The sequence below is a fragment of the Huintestinicola sp. genome (assembly GCF_051882455.1).
In the GTDB taxonomy this organism is placed as follows: domain Bacteria; phylum Bacillota; class Clostridia; order Oscillospirales; family Ruminococcaceae; genus Huintestinicola.
The window spans coordinates 1-26,616 of record NZ_JBJERV010000054.1 but is presented as its reverse complement, the minus strand read 5'-3'; the positions used below and the strand labels follow the sequence as shown (position 1 = coordinate 26,616).

Below are 26,616 nucleotides of genomic sequence, written 5' to 3'. Positions count from 1 at the left end.
AATACATTTAATTATACCATTTATACTGATTTTTTTCAAGCGGATTTGCTGTGTTTTATTTTACAGAGAATTTACCTGTTATCCCCCAAAAAACGGTAAAAATGTACAAAATTCATCTGTAACGATTTATATATTTTCCTGCACTGTTTTTCTTGCAGAAATATGGGGAGGAAAACTATGCAAAATGAATATAGTTTTTTTGAGATTTATATGATATAATATTATGATGAATACTTTACAGAAAAAAGGGAGAACGAATGGATTACAAAATCAACTGGGACTGCTCCGAGGGAGTTTTCGCTGTGCCCGACGCTGCTGCCGAGGGTCTGAAGCTCGCTTCGGGAAAAGCGGTCAAGGTGCTTATATATTTTATGAAATACCGCCGTCAGCCCGAAGTGCCCGAGGATATAGGCGTCAGCGCCGAGGACGTGGAGGACGCTCTTTCCTACTGGGAACAGCTGGGGGTGCTTAAAAAGGCTGATGATGCCGTTTCTTCGGCGCAGAAGCCCGTTGGCGAGGTATCAAAGGCTGCGGAGTCTGTCAGGATCATTGCACAGCCGCCCGAGCCTGCCTCTGCCGCTGCTGCCGAAAAGCCTGTCATCAAGCCGAGAAAGGCGCTGCTGCCTACGGAAATTGCCGAGAGGATAGCGGCTTCGGAGGAGATAGATTTCCTCTTCAAAAGCGCTGAGCAGAGCCTCGGAAGGGTGCTTACCTTTGACGATCAGCGGACTATTCTGTGGTTTTACGACCACCTGGGTATGTCAGCGGATATCATCATTATGCTTATTGCCTGCTGCTGCTCTGTGGGCAGGGGAAATATGGGCAAGATCGAGAAGGTGGCGCTTGACTGGCACGAGAAAAACATCACTACCCATGAGCAGGCGGAAAATGAGATGCTTGCTTTGCAGAAGGCTTTCTCCTTTGAGGGAAAGGTGCAGTCAAGGCTCAAGCTCCAGAGCAAGCTTACCGCTTCTCAGAAAAAGTACATAGGTGACTGGGCGAATATGGACGTTACCGTTGATATGGTGGAGCTTGCATATGACAAGACGGTGGACAGCATCGGCAAGGTGTCCTTCAATTATATGGACAAGATACTCCGCAAGTGGCACGAAAACGGGATTACAAATGCGGAGGACGCGGCGGCATTTGACGAGCGGACAAAGCCTGTGAGAAAGACGGAGAAAAAGCCGGCAGCTGCCGAGGCAAAGCCTTCCGCCGCTCCCTCATATGACCTTGACCTGCTTTTCGAGCACGCTCTTAAAAGCACTCCCACGGTGAAAAAAATTAACGAGGAGGCGAGATGATGACCCGTTCGGAAATTCGTCAGAAAGCCAACAGCGAGATGGAAAGGCGGAAGCTGAGAGCCGAGAACGAAGCTGCCGACCGTCAGAGGGAAATTTATGGGAAAATTCCCGAGATAGAAGAGATACGCCGTATGCTCGCCCAGACCGCCACGGAGCTTTCGCGGCTCATAATCGGTCGGAAGGGAAACTACAAGGAGAATTTTGAAAGGCTTCGGAAAAATAATCTCGACGGGGCGCATATGATAGCCGAGCTACTGAAGGCAAACGGTTATCCCGAGGATTATCTCGAGGTGCATTACCGCTGTAAGGAATGCAATGACACGGGCTTTACCGACAGGGGAATGTGCGATTGCATGAGGCGGCTCATAAGCAGGATAGCTTCCGAGGAACTGAACCGCTCCGCAAACCTTCCCGACGCGGATTTTGCCCATTTCAGCCTTGATTATTACAGGGGTATCGTTATTGACGGCATAGACTGCTACAGTCGTATGTCTGCAAATCTCAGCTACTGCATAGAATATGCAAGGTTATTTTCCGAAGGGGCGGACAGCCTTTTAATGCTCGGAAAGACGGGTGTCGGAAAGACACATCTTTCCATGTCCATTGCAAAGGAGGTCATAAACAAGGGCTATAACGTTATTTACGGGTCGGTCATAAACATCCTCCGAAGCATTGAAAAGGAGCATTTCGGAAGAGCCGAGGAGGGCAGCGACACGCTTGAAAGCGTTTGCGCCTGCGACCTGCTCATTTTTGACGACCTTGGCTCGGAGCATCACACCCCATTTTACGAGTCCACCCTTTACAACATCATAAACACCCGCATAAACACAGGCAAGCCTATGATAATAAGCACCAATTTATCAAAAGAGGAGCTTGCTTCTGCATATAACGAGAGGATAATCTCGAGAATTTTCTGCTGCTGCACACTGCTCCCATTTGCGGGACGGGATGTAAGGCAGCTCAAAAGAATAAACGGATAAGGAGTTTTTATTATGCTGACAGTTATCAAATTAAAATTACAGCGTTTTCTCAAGTCACTTGACGTGAATGTTACCCTTAAAAAGCGTGAGCTGGTGCTGGCAATTGCTGCCTGCACGCTGCTGGGCATCGTTATCGGCGCCCTTTTCAGCCCCAGAAAGAACACTGTCATCGGCAGCTACAACAGTGCAGACCACTATAATAATGCGGACGATGAGGAAGAATGATTTTTGAACAGCAAACGGCTTCGGAAAATGCTCCGAAGCCGTTTGGTCACGTATAATAGAGTTCATAGAGGAAATCATATATCAGCTCAAGATTTTCAAGGCTGTATTCCGTTTCCTTTGACCAGAGACAGGCGCTGTCTGCAAGGCTTTGTCCGGATATGCTCATAATGAGGGACACGGCTTCGGCGGAAAATACTCCCAGGGCGGTTTTTAAGAATATTTCTCCGTCCGAGGCGGATCTCATAAAATATCTGAAAATATAGTAGGACAGGAGATCTTTATATCCCGCAAGCGCTTTATTTTCGGGTATGATATTTATGGGGGAAAGCTTTTGGCAGAGGTGTTCCCAGCCTGCGTTTATGGGTTCGAGAGAGGTTATGAGGGAGACGGCTTTTTCGGCGTATGCGCTGTCGCGGGGGAAGGTTATTCGTGCGGGGGAATTGCCCGTAAGCTCACTTTCGGCTTGCGCGGATATGCGCAGGAGGGCTTCGGTCATTCCGGCATAGCTTTCGGCTTCGTTTATTGCCTTAAACAGCTCCGCTCTTATCTCAAGCAGGCGCTTTTCGGCGGGGGAGAGGGCTTCGCCGCCTTCCTCGGAACCAATTTTGTGCAGTCCGAAGGGCTTATCATAGCCGATGATTATCCTTGCCGCTTCCTCGCAGCAAAGCCCTATGCCCATTTCGCACCTGTCCCCGAACCATTCCCTGAAACGGGGGTGGAGGGAGCATATCTCGCAGAGCATTTCCTCGCCCCCTGCGATAATTAGCCTGCAAAGGTTGTTTTCATTAAGGAAGGGACAGCGGTCATTCTCTCCCAGGGCAAAGCAGTCCGAGCCGTCCTCGGAGCGGGTGATATTCGCTCTCAGCTCGTCTCCCAAAGCACCGGGGAACTTCATATATTTCTCGAGAGATGCTTTGTCTATGTCTATCTCCCAGCCGATACAGCAGCTGTCATGGCAGGTTCCGCCTATACAGCGGAAATTTTCGTAATAGTCGGGAACGTATATGTCCATTTGCGGGCTTCCTTTCTTTTTTCATAAATGTAATTGTATCATCAAACAATACTCCTGTCAATAAAAAATTAACGAGTATTTTGATACAAAAAATAACCTGAAAGCTCTTGATTTTTTGTCCAAATAGTGGTAATATAGGAAATGTATTTGAATAAGTGTTTATTTCTTAACATAAATGTGTTATAATTGAGAGTAAATGATTTTTTATTGGAGGATTTTTACTATGAAAGCTGTAATCACCGTTATCGGAAAGGACGCTGTGGGCATTCTCGCAAAGGTAAGCACTATCTGCGCTGAGAACAACGCTAATGTTATCGAGGTGACTCAGAGCGTTCTTCAGGATATGTTCGCTATGATAATGCTGGTGGATATCACCAACATCAGCAACGATTTTGTTGCTTTGCAGGATAAGCTCACCGCTCTCGGAGACAGCCTCGGTCTTAAAATTCACACCATGCACGAGGATATTTTCAACACCATGCACAGAATATGACCCGAGGAGAATTTACTTATGCTGAACGTTTACGATATTCTTGAAACTATACGAATGATACAGGACGAGTGTCTTGATATCAGAACTATTACTATGGGTATTTCCCTTATGGACTGCATTGACAGCGATATTGACAGAGCCTGCGAAAAGGTTTATGAGAAGATCACCCGCTGTGCGGGAAAGCTTGTTAAAACAGGCGAGGAGATCGAAAAGGAATATGGTATCCCCATTATCAACAAGAGAATTTCCGTTACGCCTATCGCCATCGTTTCCGCTGCCTGCAATGCAAGCCCCGTTAAGTTCGCTCTTACTATGGAAAGAGCCGCGAAGGAGTGCGGAGTCAACCTTATCGGCGGATATTCCGCTCTTGTTCCGAAGGGCTTCTCCGCAGGCGATGAGAGACTTATCCGCTCTATCCCCGAAGCGCTTGCTTCCACAACCTGCGTCTGCTCCTCCGTTAACATCGGCTCCACCAAGACGGGCATCAATATGGATGCTGTGAAGCTTATGGGTCAGATAGTAAGAGAGTCGGCGGAGGCTACTGTTGACAACCGGTGCTTTGGTGCGGCAAAGCTTGTGGTGTTCTGCAATGCTGTGGAGGACAATCCCTTTATGGCGGGCGCATTCCACGGCGTGGGCGAGCCTGACTGCATTATCAACGTGGGCGTTTCGGGTCCCGGAGTTGTGCGCTCGGCTCTTGCCAAGTATCCCGACGCCGATATCAACGAGCTTGCGGATATCATCAAAAAGACTGCTTATAAGATAACAAGAGTTGGTCAGCTGGTAGGCGTGAGAGCCTCCGAAAAGCTGGGCGTACCCTTCGGGATCGTTGACCTTTCCCTTGCTCCCACTCCTGCGGTGGGCGACAGCGTTGCCTATATCCTTGAGGAGATGGGTCTGGAGAAGTGCGGCTGTGCGGGTACTACTGCCTGCCTTGCTATGCTCAACGACGCTGTCAAGAAGGGCGGAGTTATGGCTTGCTCGCGTATCGGCGGTCTTTCGGGCGCATTTATCCCCGTTTCCGAGGACGCGGGCATGATAGCTGCGGCTGAAAGCGGTTCTCTGCTTATCGAAAAGCTTGAGGCTATGACTGCTGTATGCTCGGTGGGTCTTGATATGATAGTTATCCCCGGAGATACAACGGCTGAGGTCATCTCGGGAATTATTGCTGACGAGGCTGCTATCGGTATGGTCAACTCCAAGACCACTGCTGTAAGAGTTATCCCTGCGATCGGCTGCAAGGAGGGCGATGTCCTTGACTGGGGCGGACTTTTCGGAAAGGGTCCTGTTATGAAGGTGAACACCTATTCTCCTTCCAAGTTCATAAACAGAGGCGGTCAGATACCTGCACCTCTTCACAGCCTTAAAAACTGATTTTCACCCGAACAGGAGGACGGCATATGGACGATATTATCAAGTCGATAATCGAGATCGACAGGGGCGCTTCCAAGCGTATCGAGGACGCTGAAAAGGAGAAGCTCCGCATTATCGAGGAGGCCAAGGCTGAGGAAGAGCGTATGGTGGAAAAGGCCGTGGAGGAAAAGAAGGCCGAGCTTGCCAAGCTGGAAAAGGCTGAGCTTGACAAGGCTAACGCACGTATTTCCGAGCTTACGGAGGAGAAAAATGCAAAGCTCGAGGCGATGAAGCAGAGCTTTGAGAAAAATTCCGACAAATGGTGCGAGGAGATCTTCAAAGCGGTGATCTCCATATGACCTGGGATAAAATGCGCTGCGGAGGGGAGGGGCGGATGCTTTGAACGGGAAGAAAGGCTCGGGCAGAAGAAACCTTAACGCCACTATGGCGAAAATGCACGCTGTTTACGGCAAAAGGCTCAGGCAGGAGGATTATTACGCATTGCTGAGCTGCACATCGGTATCCGACGCTGCGGGATATTTAAAGAGAAACACCTATTTCAGCCGCGCGCTGGAAGGGGTGGACACGGAAAATATCCACAGAGGAAATCTGGAAAATATCCTGCGCAGAAGCCTTATGGAAAATTATTTCCGCATGATAGGCTTTGAAAAGATAGGCGGAGACGAGTTTTACAACTATATCACCGTTAAGACTGAGATAGACGAGATACTTATCTGCATTCTCCATCTTAACGCGGGGACAAGCGACCATATCACCACGCTCCCCATTTATATGAACAAATACACCTCCTTCAACCTGATGGAGCTTGCCAGGGTCGGAAGCTATGGGGAACTGCTCAGTCTTACGGAAAAAACGCCCTATTACGATATCCTGAAGGAGCACAGACCCGAGGAGGATGGCGGTCATATCGACTATCCTGCCATTGAGCTGAAGCTTCGGACCTATTACTCAAAGCGTATTATCGAGTCGCTGAAAAAATTCGGCGGCGAGACGGAAAAACGGCTAAGGACCTACATCGGCACTCAGACGGATATGATAAATATCATCAACAGCTACCGTATGAAGCGGTATTTCAACGCTGACGCCGATGAGATAAAGGCCCGTATGATACCCATTTATATGCGTATCCCCGAGAAGAAAATGGACGAGCTTTACAGCGCAAAGGACGACAAGGAGTTCCTTGAGAGGTTTTCTAAGACCTATTACGGCAGAGAGATAGCCGAAAAGGGCTTTGATATGAGAAATCCCGAGATGTCCCTTGTGCAGTTCAGATTTTTGCAGACTAAGCGTGCTTTTTCGCGTTCAACGTCTGCTCCCGAATGCTTCTACACCTTTATTCAGCTTGCCGAGATAGAGGTAAGGAACATTATCAGGATAATCGAGGGGATAAGGTATTCTCTCCCAACAAAGGAAATAGCCGAGCTTATCATTACCTGAGAGACCCGGTTAATATAAGACAGAAAGGACGGTGCGTCTGTCAAAATGTCATCTATAGAAAAAATGATGTTCGCTGATATTGCGGGTATTGACACAGACCTTGACGCTGTTCTTGATATCATCAGCTCCTGCGGCTGCTTCCATATGGAAAATGCGGCGGCGGTCCATGTAAGCGGTTCAAAGACAAATGCCAAAAGGGAAAATCCCTATACGGCTTCTTTGAAGCTCCTTTCGGAAATAGGTACGCTGACGGGTATCAAGCTCCAAAAGGCTGATTGTTCGGATATCCGCGACAGCGATATTGAAAAGGTCAGGGAGGATATCAGGTCGGTCAGAAACCGTGTTCAGAAGATGAAAGCCGAGGTCAAAAAGGCTTCGGATAATCTGAACGCACATACTATGGCTCTTGAGCAGGTGCTGCATCTGAGCGGCGGCGAGGGAGTCGGTTCGCTGAGCGTTGATATCGAGCAGATATTCGCCTGCAAGCACATCAAGGTGCGCTTCGGACGGCTTCCCACCGACAGCTATGAAAAGCTGTCCTATTACGAGGACAAGAATTTCTACTTCCTCGCTTACGGCAGGGACAAGGAATATGTTTACGGCTTCTGCTTCGCACCTTTGTCGGAGGCGGAGGAGATAGACGGCATACTGGAGTCGCTGTATTTCGACCGCATACGGCTTCCCGATTTCGTTCACGGAAGTGCCGATGACGCTGCCAAGTCCCTTGAGAAAAATGTTGAGGACGATAAGGCGGAGGTCGAAAAACGTAAAAAGGAGCTTGCGGATTTTATCGAGCAGAAGCGCGAGACTCTGAACAAGTACTTCACCAAGCTGAAAACTATGCACGATACCTTCGAGCTTCGTGAAAAGGTCATGATGATAAGGGACAAGTTCTATATCGTCGGATTTGTTCCCGAGCGTGATGCGGAGCGGTTCAAGAAGTATTTTGAGGACCTTAAATCAGTTTCTCTGGTGATGAAGCCATGTACGGAAAACGGTGAGATAGAGACTCCCGTCAAGCTCAGAAACAATAAGTTTGCGGAGCCCTTCTCCATGTTTGTTGACCTATACGGTCTGCCTGCTTACAACGATATCAATCCCACCAATTTCGTTGCCATAACCTACACTCTGCTCTTCGGAATAATGTTCGGAGACCTGGGGCAGGGACTTGTTATCAGCCTTTTGGGACTTCTTTTGTGGAAATGGAAGAAAATGACTCTGGGCAGGATAATGGAGAGGCTTGGCGTTTCAAGTATGATCTTCGGAACGCTTTACGGCAGCGTTTTCGGGTACGAGGAGCTGCTTGACCCCATGTACGAGAGCCTGGGCATCAGTTTCCTGCCCTTTAAGGCGATACACAGCATAAATAACGTGCTGTATTCGGCTATCGGCATAGGAATTTTCATTATCATAATTTCCGTTATCGTGAATATGATAATGGGTCTTAAAGAGAAAAATTACACAAGGGCGCTGTTTTCCAACAACGGTCTTGCGGGACTTGTTTTCTACTGCTCGCTCCTTATGCTGCTTCTCGGCGGTATGCTGGGACTGAATGTTGGCGGCACTGCTTATGTTCTGGGACTTATCGTTCTGCCTCTTATCATAATGTTCCTCAGAGAGCCTCTGGGTGAGCTTGTAAAGGGCAAGGGCTTCCACATTCACGAAAGCCCGGGAGACTTTATCGCGGCTAACTTCTTCGAGTGCTTTGAATTTCTCCTTGGCTATGCCACTAACACCCTTTCCTTTGTTAGAGTGGGCGGCTTCGTTCTTTCCCATGCGGGTATGATGTCTGTGGTGCTGGCTCTGGCAGAGATGTCGGGCGGTATGTCACCCGTTGTTATGATACTTGGAAATCTCTTTGTTATTGCCCTTGAGGGACTTCTTGTGGGTATTCAGGTACTGAGACTTGAGTTCTACGAGATGTTCTCACGCTACTACACAGGCGGCGGCAAGGCTTTCAAGCCTGTAAGCGTCAACTATGATGAAATCATTGAATAATTAAATTTGGAGGATACCGATATGTATATTTTCTTACTTCCCCTGGCTGTTGTTGTTCTTCTCTCGCTCCCCGTTATTTCCAGAATAAAGCACTTCACCGACGGCACTAAGTGCAAAAACGCTATCATCGGAAATCTCTGCACCTTCTTCGGTGTTATGCTCCTGGCTGTTATCCTTCCCGTTGGAAACCTTGTTTCCGCGGAGGTCATCGAGGAGACTGCGGGCGTTATCAGCAGCGCAGGTATGGGCTATCTTGCTGCGGCTCTTGCTGTTGGTCTCGGCTCCATCGGCTGCGGTATCGCTGTTGCAAACGCTGCTCCCGCTGCTATCGGCGCTGTTGCGGAGGAACCCTCCTGCTTCGGTAAGGCTATGATCTTCGTTGCTCTGGGCGAGGGCGTTGCGCTCTACGGCTTCCTTATCGCATTCCTTATCATTCAGGCTGTCTGATCCAGAGGAAAATAAAATGAAATTCTTTCTTCTCAGCGACAATGTGGATACCGTTACGGGAATGAGGCTGGCAGGTATCGAGGGAGTTGTTGTCCACAAGGCGGAGGAGACCGAAAAGGCACTTCTTGAAGCTATGGACAACAAGGACATTGCCGTTATACTTATGACAGAGAAGCTCATTGACCTCATCGAGGACAAGGTAAACGAGCTGAAGCTCACCCGTTCCTCGCCCATCATATCGGAAATACCCGACAGACACGCGACGGTGGACGTTACCGCCTCCATTTCACGATATGTTCAGGAGGCAATTGGAATTAAACTTTAATTCCGAATTAAACTTTAATTCCGAATTAAACTATAATTCCGGCATTAAACTTTGATCTTGAGCTTCGATACCCGAAAGGAATGATACTTTGGAAAAGGATAAGCTTGACCGATTTATCACAGCGGTAAGCACTGCTGCGGATAAGCAGGTAAACGAAATTCTCTCCGAAGCGGAGCAGGAAAGGAACAATATTCTTTCTGCGGCTAAGGAGTCTGCCGAGGAAGCGGGAAACCGCTGTCTCAGCGATAATATTAAAATGACCTCGGGCAAGTGCGTCCGTATGGTCTCAAAGGCGGAGCTGGAGATGAAAAAGGAAATTCTGCTCTGCCGCGAAAAGCTTACTGCCGAGCTTTTTGACAAGGTACACAGTAAGCTTGCGGAATACAGAAAAACTCCCGAATACGAGGAAAAGCTCTGCGCCGCCATTGCAGAAGAGGGCGACCTTGAGGGTGCAAGAGTATATCTTTCTCCCGAGGATATGGAGCTCTCCGATGCTATTGCCGCCGCTTCAAGGGACAAGGTGACGGTGGCTGCCGACGATTCCATAAAATACGGCGGACTTCTTATTCTCCGCAGCGCTAAGGGCACTGTTACCGACAGGACCTTCGACTGCGCTCTGAAGGAGCAGCTGAGCCTGTTTGCTTCGGGTAATCTTATGACGGCACAGGAGGGTGATCGGCAGTGAATACCGTATTTTCTGTAAACGGCCCTGTTGTTAAGGTACGGGACGCCTCCGATTTTGCCATGATGGAAATGGTCTATGTGGGTGCAGATCACCTTATGGGCGAGGTCATCGGTGTGAATGACGAGGAGACTACCATTCAGGTTTACGAGGTAACTACGGGAATGAAGCCGGGTGAGCCTGTTATCGGCACGGGTGCGCCTGTTTCCGCTGTTCTGGGTCCCGGCATTATCTCAAATATATTTGACGGTATCGAGCGCCCTCTCAAGAAGATAGAGGAGCTGTCGGGTGCGTACATTTCCCCGGGTTCCAATATCGACAGCCTTGATACTGAGAAAAAATGGAGCGTTACTCTCAAGGTATCGGTGGGCGACGAGGTACAGGGGGGGGCTATATTTGCTGTATGCCCCGAAACGCCCCTTATCGAGCACCGCTGTATGATACCCCCGAATATGAGCGGCGAGGTGGTATTTGCTGCTGAGAACGGGGAATACACCATAAACGATGTTATCTGCCGCATAAAATCTGCCGACGGCAGCGAGCATGACCTTACTATGTGCCAGAAATGGCCCATAAAGCAGTCCCGTCCCTTTGACAGGAGACTGCCTGTTGACCGCCCCCTCATTACGGGTCAGCGCGTCATAGACACCATTCTTCCCATTGCCAAGGGCGGCACGGCAGCCGTTCCCGGAGGCTTCGGCACGGGCAAGACCATGACCCAGCACCAGCTTGCTAAGTGGTGCGACGCCGATATTATCGTATATATCGGCTGCGGCGAGCGCGGCAACGAGATGACTCAGGTACTCGAGGAGTTTTCGGGACTAATTGACCCCAAGACAAATCGCCCCCTTACCGACAGGACCGTGCTTATCGCAAACACCTCAAATATGCCCGTTGCGGCTCGTGAGGCTTCTATTTACACAGGTATCACCATTGCCGAGTATTACCGTGATATGGGCTACCACATCGCTATTATGGCGGACTCCACCTCAAGATGGGCGGAGGCGCTCCGTGAGATAAGCGGACGTCTGGAGGAAATGCCTGCGGAAGAGGGCTTCCCTGCATATCTTCCCTCAAGACTTTCCGAGTTCTATGAGCGTGCGGGTTATGTGGAGAATTTAAACGGCACCGAGGGCAGCGTTTCCATTATCGGAGCAGTTTCTCCTCAGGGCTCCGATTTCTCCGAGCCTGTTACTCAGAATACAAAGCGTTTCGTACGCTGCTTCTGGGCGCTGGACAAGGCGCTTGCTTATGCTCGTCATTATCCTGCCATCAACTGGAACAACAGCTATTCCGAATATACCGACGATCTGGGCGAGTATTATTACAAGAACGTTGACAAGGATTTTCTGCCCTATCGTCAGCGCATTTCTTCACTGCTCATTGAGGAAAACAAGCTGATGGAGATAGTTAAGCTTATCGGTGCGGACGTTCTTCCCGACGATCAGAAGCTTGTTATTGAGACGGCAAGAGTTATCCGCGTGGGATTTTTGCAGCAGAATGCATATCACAAGGACGATACTTATGTGCCTCTTGACAAGCAGTTCAAGATGATGAAGGCTATTCTGAAGCTTTATGACGAATGTAAGAGCGCTGTTGAGAAAAGCGTTCCCATAAATCGTATCATTTCTACGGGTATTTTTGAAAAGGTCATCAAAATGAAATATGACATTCCCAACGACAAGCCTGAGCTTTTCCGCAGGCTTGAGGTTGAGATAGAGCAGACTGTGAAAAAGGCTGTCAGAGCCTGCACCGAGGAGGGAAGATAATGGCTGTTCAGTATATCGGACTTAAAGAGATAAACGGTCCTCTTATCGCTCTTGACAACGTTGCGGGAGTTTCCTATGACGAGGTTGCGGAAATTCGTCTGGACGACGGCTCCGTCAGGACGGGCAGAGTTGTGCAGATAGACGGTAGCCGCGCCATACTCCAGGTTTTCGAGGGCACAAAGGGTCTTTCCCTCAAGAACACCCGTACAAGATTTACGGGCAAGCCTATGGAAATGCCCCTTTCAGAAGAACTTCTGGGCAGAGTTTTCAACGGTGCGGGACGACCCATTGACGGGCTGGGAGAGATATACGCAGAAAAGTATGCGGACATCAACGGCAAGCCCCTTAATCCCGTTTCACGTTCCTATCCGAGAAACTATATCAATACGGGTATTTCCTCTATTGACGCGCTCACAACTCTTATCAGAGGTCAGAAGCTGCCTATTTTCTCGGGTTCGGGTCTTTCCCACAACAAGCTGGCAGTGCAGATAGTTCGTCAGGCAAAGATCGCTGAGGAAAGCGGACAGAATTTTGCTGTGGTATTTGCCGCAATGGGCGTTAAGAACGATATTGCCGACTATTTCCGCAAGAGCTTTGAGGAAAGCGGCGTTCTGCAGAAGGTGGCAATGTTCCTTAATCTTTCCAATGACCCAATTATTGAGAGAATTCTTACTCCTAAGTGCGCTCTTACCGCCGCAGAGTATCTTGCATTTGAGAAGAATATGCATATCCTCGTTATCCTGACGGATATGACAAGCTATGCCGAGGCGCTTCGTGAGTTCTCCTCCTCAAAGGGAGAAATTCCTGCAAGAAAGGGATTCCCGGGTTATCTCTATTCCGACCTGGCTTCACTTTATGAGAGAGCGGGCATTGTGGAAGGTTCCGAGGGTTCTGTTACTCAGATACCTATCCTTACCATGCCCAATGACGATATCACACACCCCATTCCCGACCTTACGGGATACATTACCGAGGGTCAGATAGTTCTGGACAGAAGCCTTGACCAGAACGGTATCTATCCCCCTGTGGCAGTTCTCCCCAGCCTTTCCCGTCTGATGAAGGACGGTATCGGCGAGGGCTTCACAAGAGGGGACCATTCGGACTGCGCAAACCAGCTTTTTGCGGCGTATGCAAAGGTGCAGGACGCAAGGTCCCTGGCTTCGGTAATCGGCGAGGACGAGCTTTCTCCTCTTGACAAGTCGTATCTCCGCTTTGGACGGCTTTTTGAGAAGCATTTTGTTAATCAGGGCTTTGACGAGAACCGCTCCATTGATGAGACACTTGATCTGGGCTGGGCGCTGCTTTCGACCCTGCCCCGTTCTGCCCTTGACAGAGTTGATGAGAAGCTGCTCGACCAGAAGTATGACCCCGACAAGGCGGCTGCATTTGAAGAATAATATTAAATTAGCAGCCCCTGGGCTGCGGATAGGAGAATAATATGGGTTGCTGGAGCCATCAGATATTTTGTGAGGATACTTCATGGGACGCTCTTGACGAGCTGAACGATTCCGAAGATCCTGTAGAAGCTCTTGAGAGGTTTCTTGACGAAGCAATTGAATGTGACAATTATCTTGATTATGATGTATGTGAGTATGCCCTTGCTGCGGCTGCAATTGTTGATGCGGCACTTAACGGCGTTGATTGGTCGCTGCTTACCGATGCTCCTTCCGACGAGGGCGTGGAAAAGCTGATTTCAAGTATTTCTGCAGACGATGTTTCTCATCTTCGTGAAAAGGCTTTGCAGGCTGTCGGACTGGTTCAGGGTGAAAATTCCGAGGTGAGAGAGCTTGCAGAAGAAAATGAAGAGCACTACAGTGAATGGAATCGTGTGCTTGACAGTATCAGACAGCGGCTCGGTGCATAACATTCACTCCGACATTTCTCAGAAAGGGTGCATATAAATGGCAGATCAGGTTTTTCCCACCAAAGGAAATCTTCTTAATGTAAAAAAATCCCTTATGCTTGCCAAGGTGGGCTACGAGCTGCTTGACCGCAAGAGGAATGTGCTTATCAGAGAGCTTATGATGATGGTCGATGCCGCAAAGGCGCTCAGAGGCTCCATTACCGACACCTACAAGGACGCTTATGCGGCTCTCCAGCGTGCCAACATCACTATGGGACTTATAAGCAGAGTTGCCGAGGGTATGCCTATCGAGCAGAGCGTAAGCGTTACCTACCGCAGCGTAATGGGCTGCGAGCTGCCAAAGGTCAGCCTTGGAGTTTCCGATAACCAGCTTACCTATGGCTTTGAAAATACTGACGGTAACGTGGATATGGCATATATCTGCTTCAACCGTGTAAAGCAGATGACCGCAATGCTTGCAGAGGTGGACAACAGCGTTTTCCGCCTTGCAAATGCCATAAAGAAAACTCAGACCCGTGCAAATGCGCTGAAAAACATTGTTATTCCCAAATACGAGTCCACCGTTAAATTCATTGAGAACAGCCTTGAAGAAAAGGAACGAGAAGAGTTTTCACGTCAGAAGGTCATCAAGGCTCAAAAGGAACGGCGGAAGCTTCGGGGAAGAAAAATCCCCACTGAGAGATTTTCCGTTCCCGATGTGGAGCAATTCAGGAAAGGCAGCTGATAATTGAGCAGCAATTTTATATTTTCACACTAAAAAAATCAGCGGTAGTTCACATTCTACCGCTGATTTTTTAGTGCTCATACTCTTCTCTAAGCATTGAATAGTAATGTCTGCCCACATATTCCCCGTTCATATAAAAATAATCCCGAAGGGTCCCTTCATATGTAAAGCCGCACTTTTCTATAACTCGCTGTGAAGCTTTGTTGATAGTCTTGGTGCATATCTGTACCTTGTGCAGGTTTATTCTGTCAAATCCGTATGCGATAACTGCCTTTGCTGCTTCGGTTGCATATCCTTTGCGCTGAAATTCGGAGCCTATGCAGTATTCTATTTCCGCAAAATGATTTTTGCTGTCCACAAGAAAGTAGGCGATTTGTCCGATACATTCGCCCGAGTTTTTCAAGATTACTGCCCAGCGGTAATAATCGCTTTTTTCATATGAGCCGATATATTTTTGCAGCAGACCGTCCACCTCTTCCATTGTGGAATATACGGGCTCGGAGTACATTGACTGTATTTTTTCATCTGCTATCCAGTTTTTTAGCATTGCTTCGTTATCGGAAAAGTCAAATCTGCGGAGTATCAGTCTGTCTGTTTCAATCGTCTGAGTGCCGATATGTGTGAGCATTTTTATCACTTCCGTAAATTAAATTCAGCAGAGCTGTACAGGCTCCTTGGGGGAGAAATTTGTATCCATTGTCCAGGTAACGGCGGTGCAGTTTTTCATTACAAATATCTGCAAAAGGTCGTCGATGCCGTTTTCTGCCCACGCCTGCAGGAATTTCCTTGAGGGGTGAGCAAATATTTCAGCCCTCAGTTTTTCATCATGTACCTGCTCCAGCACTCCCGTTACACGTATCTGTATCCCTTTGCAGGAGAAGCACATTTCCGCTTTGGGATTTTTCATTATCTGTGAATACACGTCCTTTGTTGAGGCAGTATGAAAGATAAATCCCTTTTCATCTGCTTTGTAAAGCAGCATTCCTCTTACTCTGGGCTGGTTTCCCTCGGCGGTGGCAAGATAAAATGCGGGATTTTCGTTTATCAGCTTAAACATTTCCTGTGGGGTCATAATATCATTCCCTCTTTCTTTTTTATATAATTATACCCCAAAGGAAAGACCTATGCTTTTATAAAACTGCTCGATTTTTTCAAAATACTGCTAACCGATATATTTATCACGATATTCCGTGGGGGATACTCCCACCCTGTTCTGAAAGCATGAGGAGAAATGTGCGCTGCTTCCGAAGCCGCACCGCAGAGCTACCTCGGTAACGGAAATATTTTTCCTTTTCAGCATTGTTTTCGCGCGCTCAAGACGTATCTCAATGAGATATTCGATGGGCGTGATACCTGTTTCCTTTTTGAATTTACGGTTTAAGCAGGAGCCTGAAACATACCCTAATGCCGCAAGCTTTGATACGGTTATATTTTCCGCGTAATGCTGCTCCATATAGTGCTGCGCTCTTGCAACGGAATAATCAGAGGAAACTGCACGCATATCAAAGGTCTCGCCCATAATACTGCGTATTATCCAGTGGGTGATTATTTCAGCCTGTGCGTCAAGGGTGATGTCCGAATTGGGCATTGATTTGCTGTACTCGAATACAAAGGTGTTAAGCGCTTTTAAAATATCGCTGCATATTTCAAAAGGCTGTCCGTTAAATTCGGGGATCTTTTCGGAATACATCAGATACCGCTTTTCAAAATAGTTCTTTTCTATCAGCAGGCAATAATAATGAAATCCCGTTTTGTCATCGTGAGGAACATCGGGAGAGGTTATTTCTGCGCGGTAATGGGTCTGCCTGTCCGACTTATGCTCAAAGGAGATAACTATCATATAGGACGGATGGGAATGACCGGGCTTTGCTGCATATCCGCATTCGCCTGCGGTGGGAATGAATATTCCAAGCGTGGGACGGACATAGCAGTCAACAAATACAAGGTCGTTTTCCGTAACACCAGTCCCTATCAGATCGTTTATTATATCAAAGTCTTTCATAGAACCTCCGGAGCTAATTCTAAAAACCTTCAGTTTTTATAAAACGAAATCCGCCCTGCTTGTGACAGGACGGATATGTTATTTTTGTTACATAAAAGCTTACAGTACGATAAAGCCCTCGGGATTGCCGTTAACAACATAATATGCTTTGAGCTCGTTGTTTTCAGCCTTGACATAAACGTCAATGCTCTTGATATGCTTGCGTCCGTTACGAACCTTGAAATCAGCCTTGCAAAGCTCGGTTATATCGGTAACGGTATGCTCTCCTGCGCCCTGAATGAGGAAAATATCCTTCTTAACAGGTTCAGCCTTCTTGGGAGCAGCCTTCTTTTCTGAAGCAGGCTTTTCTGCCTTCTTCTCAGCAGCAGGCTTTTCGGTTTTCTTTTCTGCAACAGGCTTTTCAACCTTCTTTTCAGCAGGTGCAGCCTTTACTTCTTCAGCGGGTTTAACATTTTCAACAGCTTTAGCGGTCTCGACAGGCTTTGCAGCTTCTGCGGAAACTGCGGGCTTGGACTGAGTCTTTTTATCTTTTGCCATAACAGTTTACCTCCAAATTAAATGTTATAATTAGTATAACATTTAATTTTGCATTTGTCAAATATTGTTTGATATAATTTACCAATTACACTAAAATAATGGCTTCTGCTGCGTGTTTTTTGAATATTTTAACAGCCTTAAATGCCTTTTTATCAGCTGTTGACAGTTTTCTGCGCTCTGCCGTGCTTGAGGATAGGGGAGATGTACTTGTATATCGCAACGGTTATAACGGTGCTGCACATTCCTTTAATAAAGGTAAAGGGAAGGTTGAACCGGATAAGTGCGTCAAGAAGTGTTTCTACATTTGGGTTAAGCTTCTGATATGCGCTGATTATGGCTTCCATGGGCATAAACTTGGTGTAAATGGGATAAATGAAAAAGTAGTTTGAGAAAATGCTGAAAACCGCCATAACTGCTGCACCGACTGTTGCTCCGATTATTGCACGGGTCTTAGTCTTTTTGGATTTGTAAATAAATCCTGCGGGGACTACAAATGCGCAGCCGAGAATAAAATTGGAAAGCTCTCCCACTCCGCCCGTTCCCGAGCCCTGGCATAAAATATTCAGCAGATTTTTTAAAAGGCACACGCCTGCGCCTGAAAGGGGACCGATGGCAAAGGCTGCGATAAGAGCAGGCAGCTCGGATAGGTCAAACTTGATAAATCCCGGCATAAACATGGGCACGGGAAAATCAAAGAACATCAGCACTGCTGCCATTGCGCCCATCATTGCTGTGACTGTGAGCTGTCTTACCTTTGAGGTTTCGGTGTTTGGTTTGAAGAGTTCGTTTTTCATACAGATTCCTCCATAAAATAAAATTTATAATAAAAAGCAATCTGTTCTGAAAATAACAACTGCCCGCAAAGCATAGTGCTTCACGGGCAGCAGGTAATACGCAGTTAAACGCTGTGTTTCTTTCATCCGGACTATACCGTCGGTTTCGGAATTTCACCGAATCATGCTAAGCTTAAAAAAGCTCGGCTCGCGGACTTTACCGCCGGTGAGGAATTTCACCTCGCCCTGAAACAAATTGCAGTTTATTCGGTTGTAAAATTGCCTTATTCCTCGGAGCCTTCGTCCTCGTCATCTTCCTCGATATCGTCAAGGTCAAATTCGAGAAGCTCATTGCAGTTGGGGCAGTTGATGGAGCCGTCCTCGATCATTGCGGCATTGAGACAGATAGTATCTCCGCAGGTGGGGCAGGTAACTTCGTAAAGCTCCTCGTCATCGAAAAGCTCTTCGTCATCGTCCTCATCGTCGTAGTACTCATCGTAATCCTCGTCGTCCTCGTCATCGCAGCAGCAGCAATCGTCATCGTCCTCGTCGATCTCGTAAAGGTCCTTTTCCACCTCTCCCAGATCCTCATCGATAACGTCAACCACTTCGGAAAGCTCATCTACATCATTCTTCAGGTCTGCGATCTCGGCAGCCATGTCGCTGAGGATATCAGCAATAGCGGCAATAACCTTGTCGTCGGTGTTCAGACCTTCCATAAGGCCTTTGAGATAAGCGGTTTTTTCAGTAAGTGTCATAGGTTACAGCCTCCTTAAATAAACAGTTTTTACGGCAGATGCTTACGCTCTTTCCATGTACTCGCCTGTACGTGTGTCGATCCTGATCATATCGCCCTCGTTGATGAAGAGGGGAACCTTGATCTCTGCGCCTGTCTCGAGAGTAGCAGGCTTGGTAGCGTTGGTTGCGGTGTTGCCTGCAAAGCCGGGGTCGGTCTGTGTTACCTGAAGCTCAACAAAGTTGGGGGGCTCTACAGCGAAAACCTTGCCCTTGTAGGAGCAAACCTTGCAAACCATATTTTCCTTAACGAACTTGAAGCTGTCGCCAAGCTCGTTTGCGCTTACGGGAAGATCCTCGTAGGTCTCGGGATCCATAAAGTGGTAAAGATCGCCATCGCTGTAGGTATACTCCATATCCTTTCTTTCAACGTAAGCGGTAGGGAATTTTGCGGAAGGATTGTAGCTCTTTTCAATTACGGAACCGGTGATAACATTCTTGATCTTGGTTCTTACGAAAGCAGCGCCTTTACCGGGCTTAACGTGCTGGAATTCAACGATCTGAAGAACGTTGCCGTCCTCCTCGAATGTCATTCCGTTTCTGAAATCGCCTGCTGAAATCATATTAAACCTCCAAAAAATTTAGAATTGAGAGCGGCAAATGGCTCTCTGATACGAAATAATCATTATTTAATTTATATCATACCACATTTTCTGAAATAATGCAATACCTTTTTATAATTTTATAAGATTTTTAGGAGCATTTGTCAAATTATAACAAGAATTTTGTTTTATTACTACAAAATCCTCTATGCGTATGCCGAATTTTTTCGGCAGGTAAACGCCCGGTTCGATAGTTATGACCATATTTTCCTGAAGCACAGTTTCGTCGCGGGTATTGGCGCAGGGGGACTCGTGTATCTCCATTCCCACGCTGTGACCCAGACCGTGACCGAAATATTCGCCGTAGCCGTTTGCTGCGATAAAATCTCTTGCAACGCAGTCAAGACGCTTTCCCGTTATGCCGCAGACGGCGGCGTTTATGGCTCTGTTCTGGGCTTCAAGGACGACGGAATACGCCTGCTCCATTTCCTCGGTCACATCGCCCAGAGCCACCGTTCTGGTCATATCGCTGTGGTATCCCTCCACAACGGCGCCGAAGTCCATAAGGATAAATTCGCCCTTTTTAAGCGGTCTGTCCGAGGGGACGCCGTGGGGCATTGAGGTGGTGGTGCCGCAGAGGGCGATGGTCTCAAAGGAGAGAGTCTCTGCGCCGTTTCGGAGCATATATTCGTCAAGGCAGAGGGCTATCTCCCGCTCGGTAACGCCTTCTTTTATAAAATTAAGAGCATTTTCCAGAGCCTTTTCCGCAATGCGCTGAGCCTTTTCCATCAGGGCGATCTCGCTGTCGGATTTTATCATTCGCATTTCACCGATGATACGGCTCAGGTCGGAGGAATTATTGAATGTGACCGTTCCCGTAATATTTTCACGAAGCCGTTCAAATTCGGAAAGGGTCATGGTATCGCTTTCCACCCAGACACGTTCCGTGTGATTTCCTGCGATAAGGTCTGAAAGCTGAGAGTAGAGCCTTTCCTGCTTTATCACATCGCAGTCGGTGACTGTATCGCATGCCTTTTCGATGTATCTTGAGTCAATTATAAGATATGCGGCATTTCTGAAAACGATAAGCGTTCCTGCGGAGGACTTCATTCCCGTGAAATATCGTCTGTTCACGTCGGAGGTTATCAGGGCGCAGGAATCTGCGGGGAGCTTTTGCCGAAGTGCTTCTATTCTGTTCATACCTTATTCTCCAGAATTGATTTAAGGGCATACAGTCCTAAGATGTAGCTTTCCTTGCCGAAGCCTGCGATCTGTCCCGCGCAGACGGGGGATATGACGGAGGTGTGGCGGAATTCCTCGCGCTTGTGGATATTGGACATATGCACCTCGATAACGGGTATTTTTACAGCCGCAATGGCGTCTCGGATAGCGTAGCTGTAGTGGGTGTAGGCGCCTGCGTTCAGCACAATTCCCGAGAAGTCAAGCCTTGCGGCGTGGATACGGTCGATCATCTCGCCTTCGTGGTTTGACTGGAAGCATTCGCAGCTTTCAAAGCCCAGCTCCGCAGCCTTTTCGGTGATCTCGGCGCATATGCTTTTGTAGCTGTCGCTGCCGTAGGTGCCGGGCTCTCTTTCGCCTAAGAGATTGAGATTGGGACCGTTTATTATAAGCACGTTCATTTTTATTATTTCCTTTCGGTGATGATTTATATTTTTATTATAATTCCAAATGGTGGGAATGTCAAGGCAAAAATATAACGCTGCGAACGTTTAGCGTCCGCAGCGGCAGCCGGTTTAATGACATCTTCCGCAGGGTGTATATCCGTTTTCAATGGCAGTGTCGAGGGAGACTTGTATCGGGTCCTTCATATTGCTGCAGCCGGCTCTGCTGTGATATTTCGTTCCACCGTTAACGGGTACCCAGACAAGATCGCCTTCGGTCTCCGCTTCATCGGGGACGGTTACGGAATTTCTGTCGCTGCTTTTATCGGAGTGATACGATGAATCGGCGGCAGGTGATGAAGAGGTGGATACAGCTTCGGTTTCCTCCGGCAAAACAGCATAGAATATTTTTACAGCGGCATCGGGGTCGTATTTTGCGGTTTCCTCAAAATCAGTATCGTCATTTATTGATACAAGCATTACGCAGCCTTCAAAGCTGTCTTCTTTGCTGTATTCTGCTTCATAGGAGCTTGCGGTCACATTTGTAAAGCCTGCCGACCTGAATAAGTCAACCACCTCCGTGTAATGCTTTCCCTCGCACATATAGCCGGCAGACGGCACTTGTAATTTTCCGTCGTCGGCTTCTTCCTCCGCCGCTTCCGTGACAGCAGAGGAAGCAAGACTTGATTCCTCAGGCTCTTCGAAAATCACTTCCATTTCATTGTCTGTAGTTTCAGAAATGACCTGCGAGGCGATTTCCACATCTGACAAGTCATTGTCTGAGGTCGGCACACCGCACCCTGTGAAGCATAAGCATAATATAAGAATAACTGCCGATAATTTTTTCATATGAATCCTCCAAGTAAATCAAGCAATATATATGCCGATCAAGTTTTTCTCAGTCATACCGCATTTTTACGAAAAAACAATTACCATTTTTTCTTTCAGTTCAAATGCATTTGCACTTATACGGGTGCAAATATATTATAAATCAAATTTATAATAATGTCAATAGTCTTTTTAATTTTTTTGAAAGCGGTGATTTCAATTAACAAAGCAATAGAATCAAAGGTGGGAAATAACATAAGAATGCTGAGAGAACAGCGTCAGATAACACAGGATCAGCTTGCTTCACGCTTACAGATAAGGGGCTGTGACATTACCAGAAGCGCAGTAGCTAAAATCGAGGTGGGACAGAGACACCTTTACCCCGATGAAATAATTCTTATAAAGGAAATTCTTTCCGTTGAATACGAGGATATTTTCAGAATATAAAACTGCGGTGGTATCAGCGAAATTGTCACTCCCGTAAAATAATATGATCGTCAACAGGCAGATTTTCAGGTTCTTCCGGTTCTTCACCTTGACAGCAGGCGTTTTCATAAACCTTACTGTGTTCGAGGGAAACGCCCTCTCTATATTTCCGGATATCTCAATGTGACATCCTCTTTGTAATTTATTGTATCACAACAGGAAAGAAATGTCAACAAAAACCGCCCCCTATCATAAACGGCAGGAGGCGGCTTGTGAAGGTCGGTCATTCAATTCCGAGGACCGTATAATCCTTGTCCTCAACAGCTTTTCTGAGGACTGCGTCATCAACGGGAGCGGAAAGGGTAACGACTGCCGTTCCCTTTTCGTGGCTTGCTTCTGCGGAAGCAACACCGCTTACCGCTTCAAGAGCTTTTTTCACCGCAGCCTCGCAGTGACCGCACATCATACCTTCGATTTTAATTGTCTTTGTCATAGCTTTTTTCTCCTTTTTGCGTTTGGATCTTATCATTTTATCCTTATCGGCATTGTGAATGTCGATAAAATTCAGTCTGAGAGCGTTTGTTACAACGCAGAAGCTTGAAAGGCTCATTGCCGCTGCGGCAAACATCGGATCAAGCCCGATATTGAACAGGGGTATCAATACTCCTGCCGCAAGGGGTATGCCTATGGCATTATAGATAAACGCCCAGAAAAGATTTTGTCTGATATTCCTGAGAGATGCACGGCTGAGACGTATTGCCGCAGGAACGTCTGTGAGTCTGCTTTTCATCAGCACCACATCTGCCGCGTCTATGGCAACGTCCGTACCTGCACCGATGGCAATGCCAACGTCTGCACGGGTGAGGGCGGGGGCGTCGTTTATGCCGTCTCCCACCATTGCCGTTCTGCCCTCTGCGGACAGCCTGCGGATAACGCTTTCCTTGCCCTCGGGAAGTACCTCCGCTATTACCTCGTCCACTCCTGCAAGCTTTCCTACGGCTTTGGCGGTGCGTTCGTTATCGCCTGTGAGCATTACCGTTCTGATGCCCATTTTACGAAGCTCGGAAACGGCTCGGGGACTGTCCTCCTTGATAACGTCCGCCACGGCTATCATTCCCATAAGCTTGCCGTTTTCCGAGAAGAACAGGGGAGTTTTGCCCTCTTCCGAGAGAGACTGTGCCTTTGTCCGTATTTCTTCGGAAATTTCTGCATGAGAGCATATAAATTTCAGATTGCCGCCGTATATTACCTTGTCACCGTAATGTGCGGAGAGGCCGCTTCCCGCATAGGCTTTAAATCCTGTAATCTCAAAGGGAGTAAGACCTTTTTCCTCGGCGGCGAGGACGATAGCTTTGGCAAGGGGGTGCTCGCTTTTTGTTTCCGCGGAATAGGCGGCTTGCAGAAGTTCATCGGCAGAAATACTGTCTGCGGGGATAATGTCTGTGACCTTGGGTGCTCCCTCGGTAATGGTTCCCGTTTTGTCCAGAGCGACTATTTCCACCTCGCCTGCGGCTTCGAGAGAGGCGGCTGTTTTAAACAGAATGCCGTTTCTGGCACCTACTCCGTTTCCAACCATTACCGCAACGGGGGTCGCAAGTCCCAATGCGCAGGGGCAGCTTATTACAAGCACCGAGATACCTCTTGCAAGAGCAAACCCGACGGTCTGTCCCGTAAGCAGCCAGATCATTGCCGTAACTGCGGCTATGGCGATGACTGCGGGGACGAATATTCCCGAGACCTTGTCGGCTGATTTTGCTATGGGCGCTTTTGTAGCAGCTGCATCGCTTACCATTTGTATGATGCGGGACAGGGCAGTATCTTCGCCAACGTTTACCGCTTCGCATTTTAGAAATCCCGACTGATTTATGGTCGCGGCGGAAACCTTATCGCCGACCGTTTTATCAACGGGAATGCTTTCACCTGTGAGAGCAGACTCGTTTACTGCGCTTTCGCCCTCAAGGACCGTTCCGTCCGCAGGAATACTTTCGCCCGGTCGGACAACGAATATATCTCCCTTGTTCACTTGCTCCGCGGGAATGATCTCCTCCGCTCCGTCCCTTATGACAGCGGCGGTCTTGGGAGCGAGCTGTATGAGACCTTTCAGGGCATCGGTGGTCTTGCCCTTGGAACGGGCTTCGAGCATTTTTCCCACGGTGATAAGCGTAAGTATCATCGCGGCGGATTCAAAGTAAAATTCGTGCATAAGGCTCATAACGCCCTCGCTGTCGCCCTTGACCTGTGCGCCGGTCATAGCGAAAAGGGCGTAAAGGCTGTATATGAACGCAGCAGATGAGCCTAATGCCACGAGGGAGTCCATATTCGGAGCCTTATTTGCAAGAGCTTTGAAACCGCTTATAAAGAATTTTTGGTTTATCACCATTATTATGACAGTGAGAAGGAGCTGGACAAGTCCCATTGCAATGTGGTTCCCGTCGAAAAAAGATGGGAGCCGCCAGCCCCACATCATATGCCCCATTGAGACATACATCAGCAGTAGAAGAAATCCCACAGACCAGATGAGCCTTTTTTTCAGCAGGGGATAGTCCTTGTTCTCAAGCTCCTCCGCCGCTTTGTCAGCGCTCCTTTGGCTCTTTTCAGCGCCTTTGGGAGACGCTCCGTAGCCTGCCGCTTCAACTGCCGAAATTATTTCCTCGGGTGAAGCCGTTCCCTCCACGCCCATTGAATTTGTGAGCAGGCTCACCGAGCAGGAGGTCACGCCCTTAACTGACGAGACAGCCTTTTCGACCCGTGCGCTGCAGGCGGCGCAGCTCATTCCCGTAATATTATACTGCTTCAATTCTGTTATCCTTTCATTTCATCAGCCTTTGGAGGGTATCGAGAAGCTCGTCAATGACCTCGTCCTTTCCCTCTCTTATATCATCTGCAACACAGGTACGGATATGTGTGCCGAGAAGCTCTTTATTGAATGAGTTGACGGCGGCGGTGACGGCGGACGCCTGCACCATGATATCGGGGCAGTAGGCATCTCTTTCCACCATACCCTTTATGCCCCGTATCTGTCCCTCAATGCGGTTAAGCCTGTTGATAAGGCGCTTCTTTTCATCATCGGTTCGCTGCTTTGAGTCATGGCAGCGGCAGCATTTGTCCATTTTATCAGTCCTTTTTTGTGGTTTATGCTTATATTATATACCCCCGAGGGGTATTTGTCAAGGAGAAATTCAATTTTTTTTCGCAGTTATTCTTTGTTATTTACGTATAAAACGGAAAATCCGACATCATTATTATCAAAATATGCCCAAATATGCATTACTTGTTTAATTTATAAAAAAGATACTTGATTTTTGACAGAAAATAATGTATAATTGTTTTATGCGATGTCGGAGTCTTTTTTCTGCATCGGCGAAAATTTGAAAGGAGTTTGTAACTAATATGATCTATTCTCATGAGGTTGAAACAATGTGCCCCGTGGCACAGGGCGTTGCACACGGTGCTGCTCCGATCCCCGAGGAAGCAAAGTGGGTAAAGGCTAAGGAAATCAAGGACATTTCCGGCTTCACACATGGCATTGGCTGGTGTGCTCCTCAGCAGGGTACCTGCAAGCTTACCCTCAACGTTAAGGAAGGCGTTATCCAGGAGGCTCTCGTTGAGACTATCGGATGTTCCGGTATGACCCACTCCGCTGCTATGGCTGCTGAGATCCTCCCCGGCAGAACTATTCTCGAGGCACTTAACACAGACCTGGTTTGCGATGCTATCAACACAGCTATGAGAGAACTTTTCCTCCAGATCGTTTACGGACGTTCACAGTCTGCATTCTCTGAGGATGGTCTTGTTGTAGGTGCAGGACTTGAGGACCTCGGTAAGGGCCTCCGTTCACAGGTTGGTACAATGTACGGTACTCTCGCAAAGGGTCCCCGTTACCTTGAAATGACCGACGGTTATGTTACAGGTATTGCTCTCAACGCTGATAAGGAGATCATCGGCTACCAGTTCGTTAACTTTGGTAAGATGATGGACTTCATCAAGGGCGGAGATGATGCTAACACAGCATTTGAGAAGGCTAAGGGTCAGTACGGCCGTGTAGCTGACGCTGTTGAGATCATCGACCCCAGAAAGCAGTAATCACTGAAATATAATTAAGGAGGTTATAATAATGGCTTTATTTGAATCATACGAAAGAAGAGAAAAGCAGATTCTTGAGGTTCTGGGTAAGTACGGAATCAACTCCATTGAAGAGTGCGCAGATATCTGCAAGGCTAAGGGCTTTGATCCTTATAAAATTACAGAAGGCATTCAGCCTATCTGCTTTGAGAATGCAAAGTGGGCTTATACTGTAGGCTGTGCAATTGCAATCAAGAAGGGCTGCACAAGAGCTGCTGACGCTGCTGCTGCTATCGGAGAGGGTCTCCAGGCTTTCTGTATCCCCGGTTCTGTTGCTGACCAGAGAAAGGTTGGTCTCGGTCACGGTAATCTGGGCAAGATGCTCCTCGAGGAGG

At 47.8% G+C, this 26,616-nt stretch carries 31 protein-coding genes and 1 riboswitch; of the genes, 18 read left to right on the top strand and 13 right to left on the bottom strand.

What is annotated here, in order from left to right; genetic code table 11:
- Nucleotides 1–257 precede the first annotated feature (257 nt).
- From ACI4J0_RS07320 to ACI4J0_RS07310, 3 genes are read left to right on the top strand one after another with little or no spacing between them, the layout of a single operon-like run.
- Nucleotides 258–1,304, top strand: coding sequence for a DnaD domain protein (locus ACI4J0_RS07320; protein WP_439765161.1), 1,047 nt, complete (start codon nt 258–260; stop codon nt 1,302–1,304).
- Nucleotides 1,301–2,284 (top strand): ATP-binding protein, encoded by a 984-nt coding sequence (locus tag ACI4J0_RS07315; protein ID WP_439765160.1) that lies wholly within the window; start codon nt 1,301–1,303, stop codon nt 2,282–2,284. The genes ACI4J0_RS07320 and ACI4J0_RS07315 overlap by 4 nt, the downstream gene beginning before the upstream one ends.
- A gap of 12 nt (nt 2,285–2,296) precedes the next feature.
- Nucleotides 2,297–2,509 (top strand): hypothetical protein, encoded by a 213-nt coding sequence (locus ACI4J0_RS07310; protein ID WP_439765159.1) that lies wholly within the window; start codon nt 2,297–2,299, stop codon nt 2,507–2,509.
- A gap of 46 nt (nt 2,510–2,555) precedes the next feature.
- On the opposite strand, the gene fliB is transcribed toward ACI4J0_RS07310, so the two are convergent.
- The gene (fliB, locus tag ACI4J0_RS07305) at nt 2,556–3,521 is read right to left on the bottom strand and encodes a flagellin lysine-N-methylase (protein WP_439765158.1); all 966 of its coding nucleotides are present in this window, start codon (nt 3,519–3,521) and stop codon (nt 2,556–2,558) included.
- A 223-nt stretch (nt 3,522–3,744) separates the two neighbouring features.
- On the opposite strand from fliB, the gene ACI4J0_RS07300 reads away from it, so the two are divergent.
- From ACI4J0_RS07300 to ACI4J0_RS07245, 12 genes are all read left to right on the top strand, one after another.
- Complete coding sequence (locus ACI4J0_RS07300; RefSeq protein ID WP_432650572.1) at nt 3,745–4,014, top strand: ACT domain-containing protein; 270 nt, start codon at nt 3,745–3,747, stop codon at nt 4,012–4,014.
- 18 nt (nt 4,015–4,032) lie between these two features.
- Nucleotides 4,033–5,388 (top strand): PFL family protein, encoded by a 1,356-nt coding sequence (locus ACI4J0_RS07295; RefSeq protein WP_439765157.1) that lies wholly within the window; start codon nt 4,033–4,035, stop codon nt 5,386–5,388.
- A gap of 26 nt (nt 5,389–5,414) precedes the next feature.
- Nucleotides 5,415–5,726, top strand: coding sequence for a hypothetical protein (locus ACI4J0_RS07290; RefSeq protein WP_439765156.1), 312 nt, complete (start codon nt 5,415–5,417; stop codon nt 5,724–5,726).
- A gap of 40 nt (nt 5,727–5,766) precedes the next feature.
- Nucleotides 5,767–6,825, top strand: coding sequence for a V0D/AC39 family V-type ATPase subunit (locus ACI4J0_RS07285; protein WP_439765155.1), 1,059 nt, complete (start codon nt 5,767–5,769; stop codon nt 6,823–6,825).
- Nucleotides 6,826–6,870: 45 nt separating this feature from the next.
- Nucleotides 6,871–8,823, top strand: a complete 1,953-nt coding sequence (locus tag ACI4J0_RS07280; protein ID WP_439765154.1) for a V-type ATP synthase subunit I — start codon at nt 6,871–6,873, stop codon at nt 8,821–8,823.
- Between the two features lie 21 nt (nt 8,824–8,844).
- Nucleotides 8,845–9,270, top strand: coding sequence for an ATP synthase subunit C (locus ACI4J0_RS07275; protein ID WP_439765153.1), 426 nt, complete (start codon nt 8,845–8,847; stop codon nt 9,268–9,270).
- A gap of 16 nt (nt 9,271–9,286) precedes the next feature.
- Nucleotides 9,287–9,595, top strand: a complete 309-nt coding sequence (locus tag ACI4J0_RS07270; RefSeq protein WP_439765152.1) for a V-type ATP synthase subunit F — start codon at nt 9,287–9,289, stop codon at nt 9,593–9,595.
- A gap of 88 nt (nt 9,596–9,683) precedes the next feature.
- A complete protein-coding gene (locus tag ACI4J0_RS07265; protein ID WP_439765151.1) occupies nt 9,684–10,280 on the top strand; it encodes a V-type ATP synthase subunit E in 597 nt (198 codons plus the stop codon).
- Nucleotides 10,277–12,046: a V-type ATP synthase subunit A gene (locus ACI4J0_RS07260; protein WP_439765150.1), complete on the top strand. Its 1,770-nt coding sequence runs from the start codon at nt 10,277–10,279 to the stop codon at nt 12,044–12,046. The genes ACI4J0_RS07265 and ACI4J0_RS07260 overlap by 4 nt, the downstream gene beginning before the upstream one ends.
- Nucleotides 12,046–13,443, top strand: coding sequence for a V-type ATP synthase subunit B (locus ACI4J0_RS07255; protein WP_439765149.1), 1,398 nt, complete (start codon nt 12,046–12,048; stop codon nt 13,441–13,443). Before ACI4J0_RS07260 ends, ACI4J0_RS07255 begins: the two co-directional genes overlap by 1 nt.
- A 41-nt stretch (nt 13,444–13,484) precedes the next feature.
- Nucleotides 13,485–13,910: a DUF4259 domain-containing protein gene (locus tag ACI4J0_RS07250; RefSeq protein ID WP_439765148.1), complete on the top strand. Its 426-nt coding sequence runs from the start codon at nt 13,485–13,487 to the stop codon at nt 13,908–13,910.
- A 37-nt stretch (nt 13,911–13,947) separates the two neighbouring features.
- Nucleotides 13,948–14,634 (top strand): V-type ATP synthase subunit D, encoded by a 687-nt coding sequence (locus ACI4J0_RS07245; RefSeq protein WP_439765147.1) that lies wholly within the window; start codon nt 13,948–13,950, stop codon nt 14,632–14,634.
- A 70-nt stretch (nt 14,635–14,704) separates the two neighbouring features.
- Here ACI4J0_RS07245 and ACI4J0_RS07240 read toward each other — a convergent pair whose 3' ends face one another.
- The 10 genes from ACI4J0_RS07240 to ACI4J0_RS07195 form a co-directional block, all read right to left on the bottom strand.
- Nucleotides 14,705–15,262 carry a GNAT family N-acetyltransferase gene (locus ACI4J0_RS07240; RefSeq protein ID WP_439765146.1) on the bottom strand — a complete coding sequence of 186 codons (558 nt, stop codon included), beginning with the start codon at nt 15,260–15,262 and terminating at the stop codon, nt 14,705–14,707.
- 24 nt (nt 15,263–15,286) lie between these two features.
- Nucleotides 15,287–15,706 carry a pyridoxamine 5'-phosphate oxidase family protein gene (locus ACI4J0_RS07235; RefSeq protein WP_439765145.1) on the bottom strand — a complete coding sequence of 140 codons (420 nt, stop codon included), beginning with the start codon at nt 15,704–15,706 and terminating at the stop codon, nt 15,287–15,289.
- A 90-nt stretch (nt 15,707–15,796) separates the two neighbouring features.
- Complete coding sequence (locus ACI4J0_RS07230) at nt 15,797–16,636, bottom strand: helix-turn-helix domain-containing protein (protein WP_439765144.1); 840 nt, start codon at nt 16,634–16,636, stop codon at nt 15,797–15,799.
- Between the two features lie 99 nt (nt 16,637–16,735).
- Complete coding sequence (locus tag ACI4J0_RS07225) at nt 16,736–17,173, bottom strand: DUF6465 family protein (protein WP_439765143.1); 438 nt, start codon at nt 17,171–17,173, stop codon at nt 16,736–16,738.
- A 152-nt stretch (nt 17,174–17,325) separates the two neighbouring features.
- Nucleotides 17,326–17,967 carry an ECF transporter S component gene (locus tag ACI4J0_RS07220; RefSeq protein ID WP_439765142.1) on the bottom strand — a complete coding sequence of 214 codons (642 nt, stop codon included), beginning with the start codon at nt 17,965–17,967 and terminating at the stop codon, nt 17,326–17,328.
- Nucleotides 17,968–18,077: 110 nt separating this feature from the next.
- Nucleotides 18,078–18,204, bottom strand: a riboswitch (FMN riboswitch).
- A gap of 26 nt (nt 18,205–18,230) precedes the next feature.
- The gene (locus ACI4J0_RS07215; protein ID WP_439765141.1) at nt 18,231–18,704 is read right to left on the bottom strand and encodes a CD1247 N-terminal domain-containing protein; all 474 of its coding nucleotides are present in this window, start codon (nt 18,702–18,704) and stop codon (nt 18,231–18,233) included.
- Nucleotides 18,705–18,746: 42 nt separating this feature from the next.
- On the bottom strand, nt 18,747–19,304 hold the full coding sequence (efp, locus tag ACI4J0_RS07210; protein ID WP_439765140.1) for an elongation factor P: 558 nt from the start codon (nt 19,302–19,304) through the stop codon (nt 18,747–18,749).
- Nucleotides 19,305–19,415: 111 nt separating this feature from the next.
- Nucleotides 19,416–20,483: a M24 family metallopeptidase gene (locus ACI4J0_RS07205; protein ID WP_439765139.1), complete on the bottom strand. Its 1,068-nt coding sequence runs from the start codon at nt 20,481–20,483 to the stop codon at nt 19,416–19,418.
- The gene (aroQ, locus tag ACI4J0_RS07200) at nt 20,480–20,923 is read right to left on the bottom strand and encodes a type II 3-dehydroquinate dehydratase (RefSeq protein ID WP_439765138.1); all 444 of its coding nucleotides are present in this window, start codon (nt 20,921–20,923) and stop codon (nt 20,480–20,482) included. The genes ACI4J0_RS07205 and aroQ overlap by 4 nt, the downstream gene beginning before the upstream one ends.
- 114 nt (nt 20,924–21,037) lie before the next feature.
- A complete protein-coding gene (locus ACI4J0_RS07195; RefSeq protein WP_439765137.1) occupies nt 21,038–21,754 on the bottom strand; it encodes a hypothetical protein in 717 nt (238 codons plus the stop codon).
- A gap of 156 nt (nt 21,755–21,910) precedes the next feature.
- Between ACI4J0_RS07195 and ACI4J0_RS07190 the strand changes: the two genes are divergently transcribed.
- The gene (locus tag ACI4J0_RS07190; RefSeq protein WP_439765136.1) at nt 21,911–22,180 is read left to right on the top strand and encodes a helix-turn-helix transcriptional regulator; all 270 of its coding nucleotides are present in this window, start codon (nt 21,911–21,913) and stop codon (nt 22,178–22,180) included.
- A 262-nt stretch (nt 22,181–22,442) separates the two neighbouring features.
- On the opposite strand, the gene ACI4J0_RS07185 is transcribed toward ACI4J0_RS07190, so the two are convergent.
- Both ACI4J0_RS07185 and ACI4J0_RS07180 read right to left on the bottom strand, forming a co-directional pair.
- The gene (locus tag ACI4J0_RS07185; RefSeq protein WP_439765135.1) at nt 22,443–24,956 is read right to left on the bottom strand and encodes a heavy metal translocating P-type ATPase; all 2,514 of its coding nucleotides are present in this window, start codon (nt 24,954–24,956) and stop codon (nt 22,443–22,445) included.
- 13 nt (nt 24,957–24,969) lie between these two features.
- Nucleotides 24,970–25,269, bottom strand: coding sequence for a metal-sensing transcriptional repressor (locus ACI4J0_RS07180; RefSeq protein ID WP_439765134.1), 300 nt, complete (start codon nt 25,267–25,269; stop codon nt 24,970–24,972).
- A 280-nt stretch (nt 25,270–25,549) separates the two neighbouring features.
- Between ACI4J0_RS07180 and ACI4J0_RS07175 the strand changes: the two genes are divergently transcribed.
- Nucleotides 25,550–26,242 carry an iron-sulfur cluster assembly scaffold protein gene (locus ACI4J0_RS07175; RefSeq protein WP_432650598.1) on the top strand — a complete coding sequence of 231 codons (693 nt, stop codon included), beginning with the start codon at nt 25,550–25,552 and terminating at the stop codon, nt 26,240–26,242.
- A gap of 31 nt (nt 26,243–26,273) precedes the next feature.
- A partial coding sequence (locus ACI4J0_RS07170; RefSeq protein WP_439765133.1) for a GGGtGRT protein occupies nt 26,274–26,616 on the top strand: 343 nt, incomplete at its 3' end.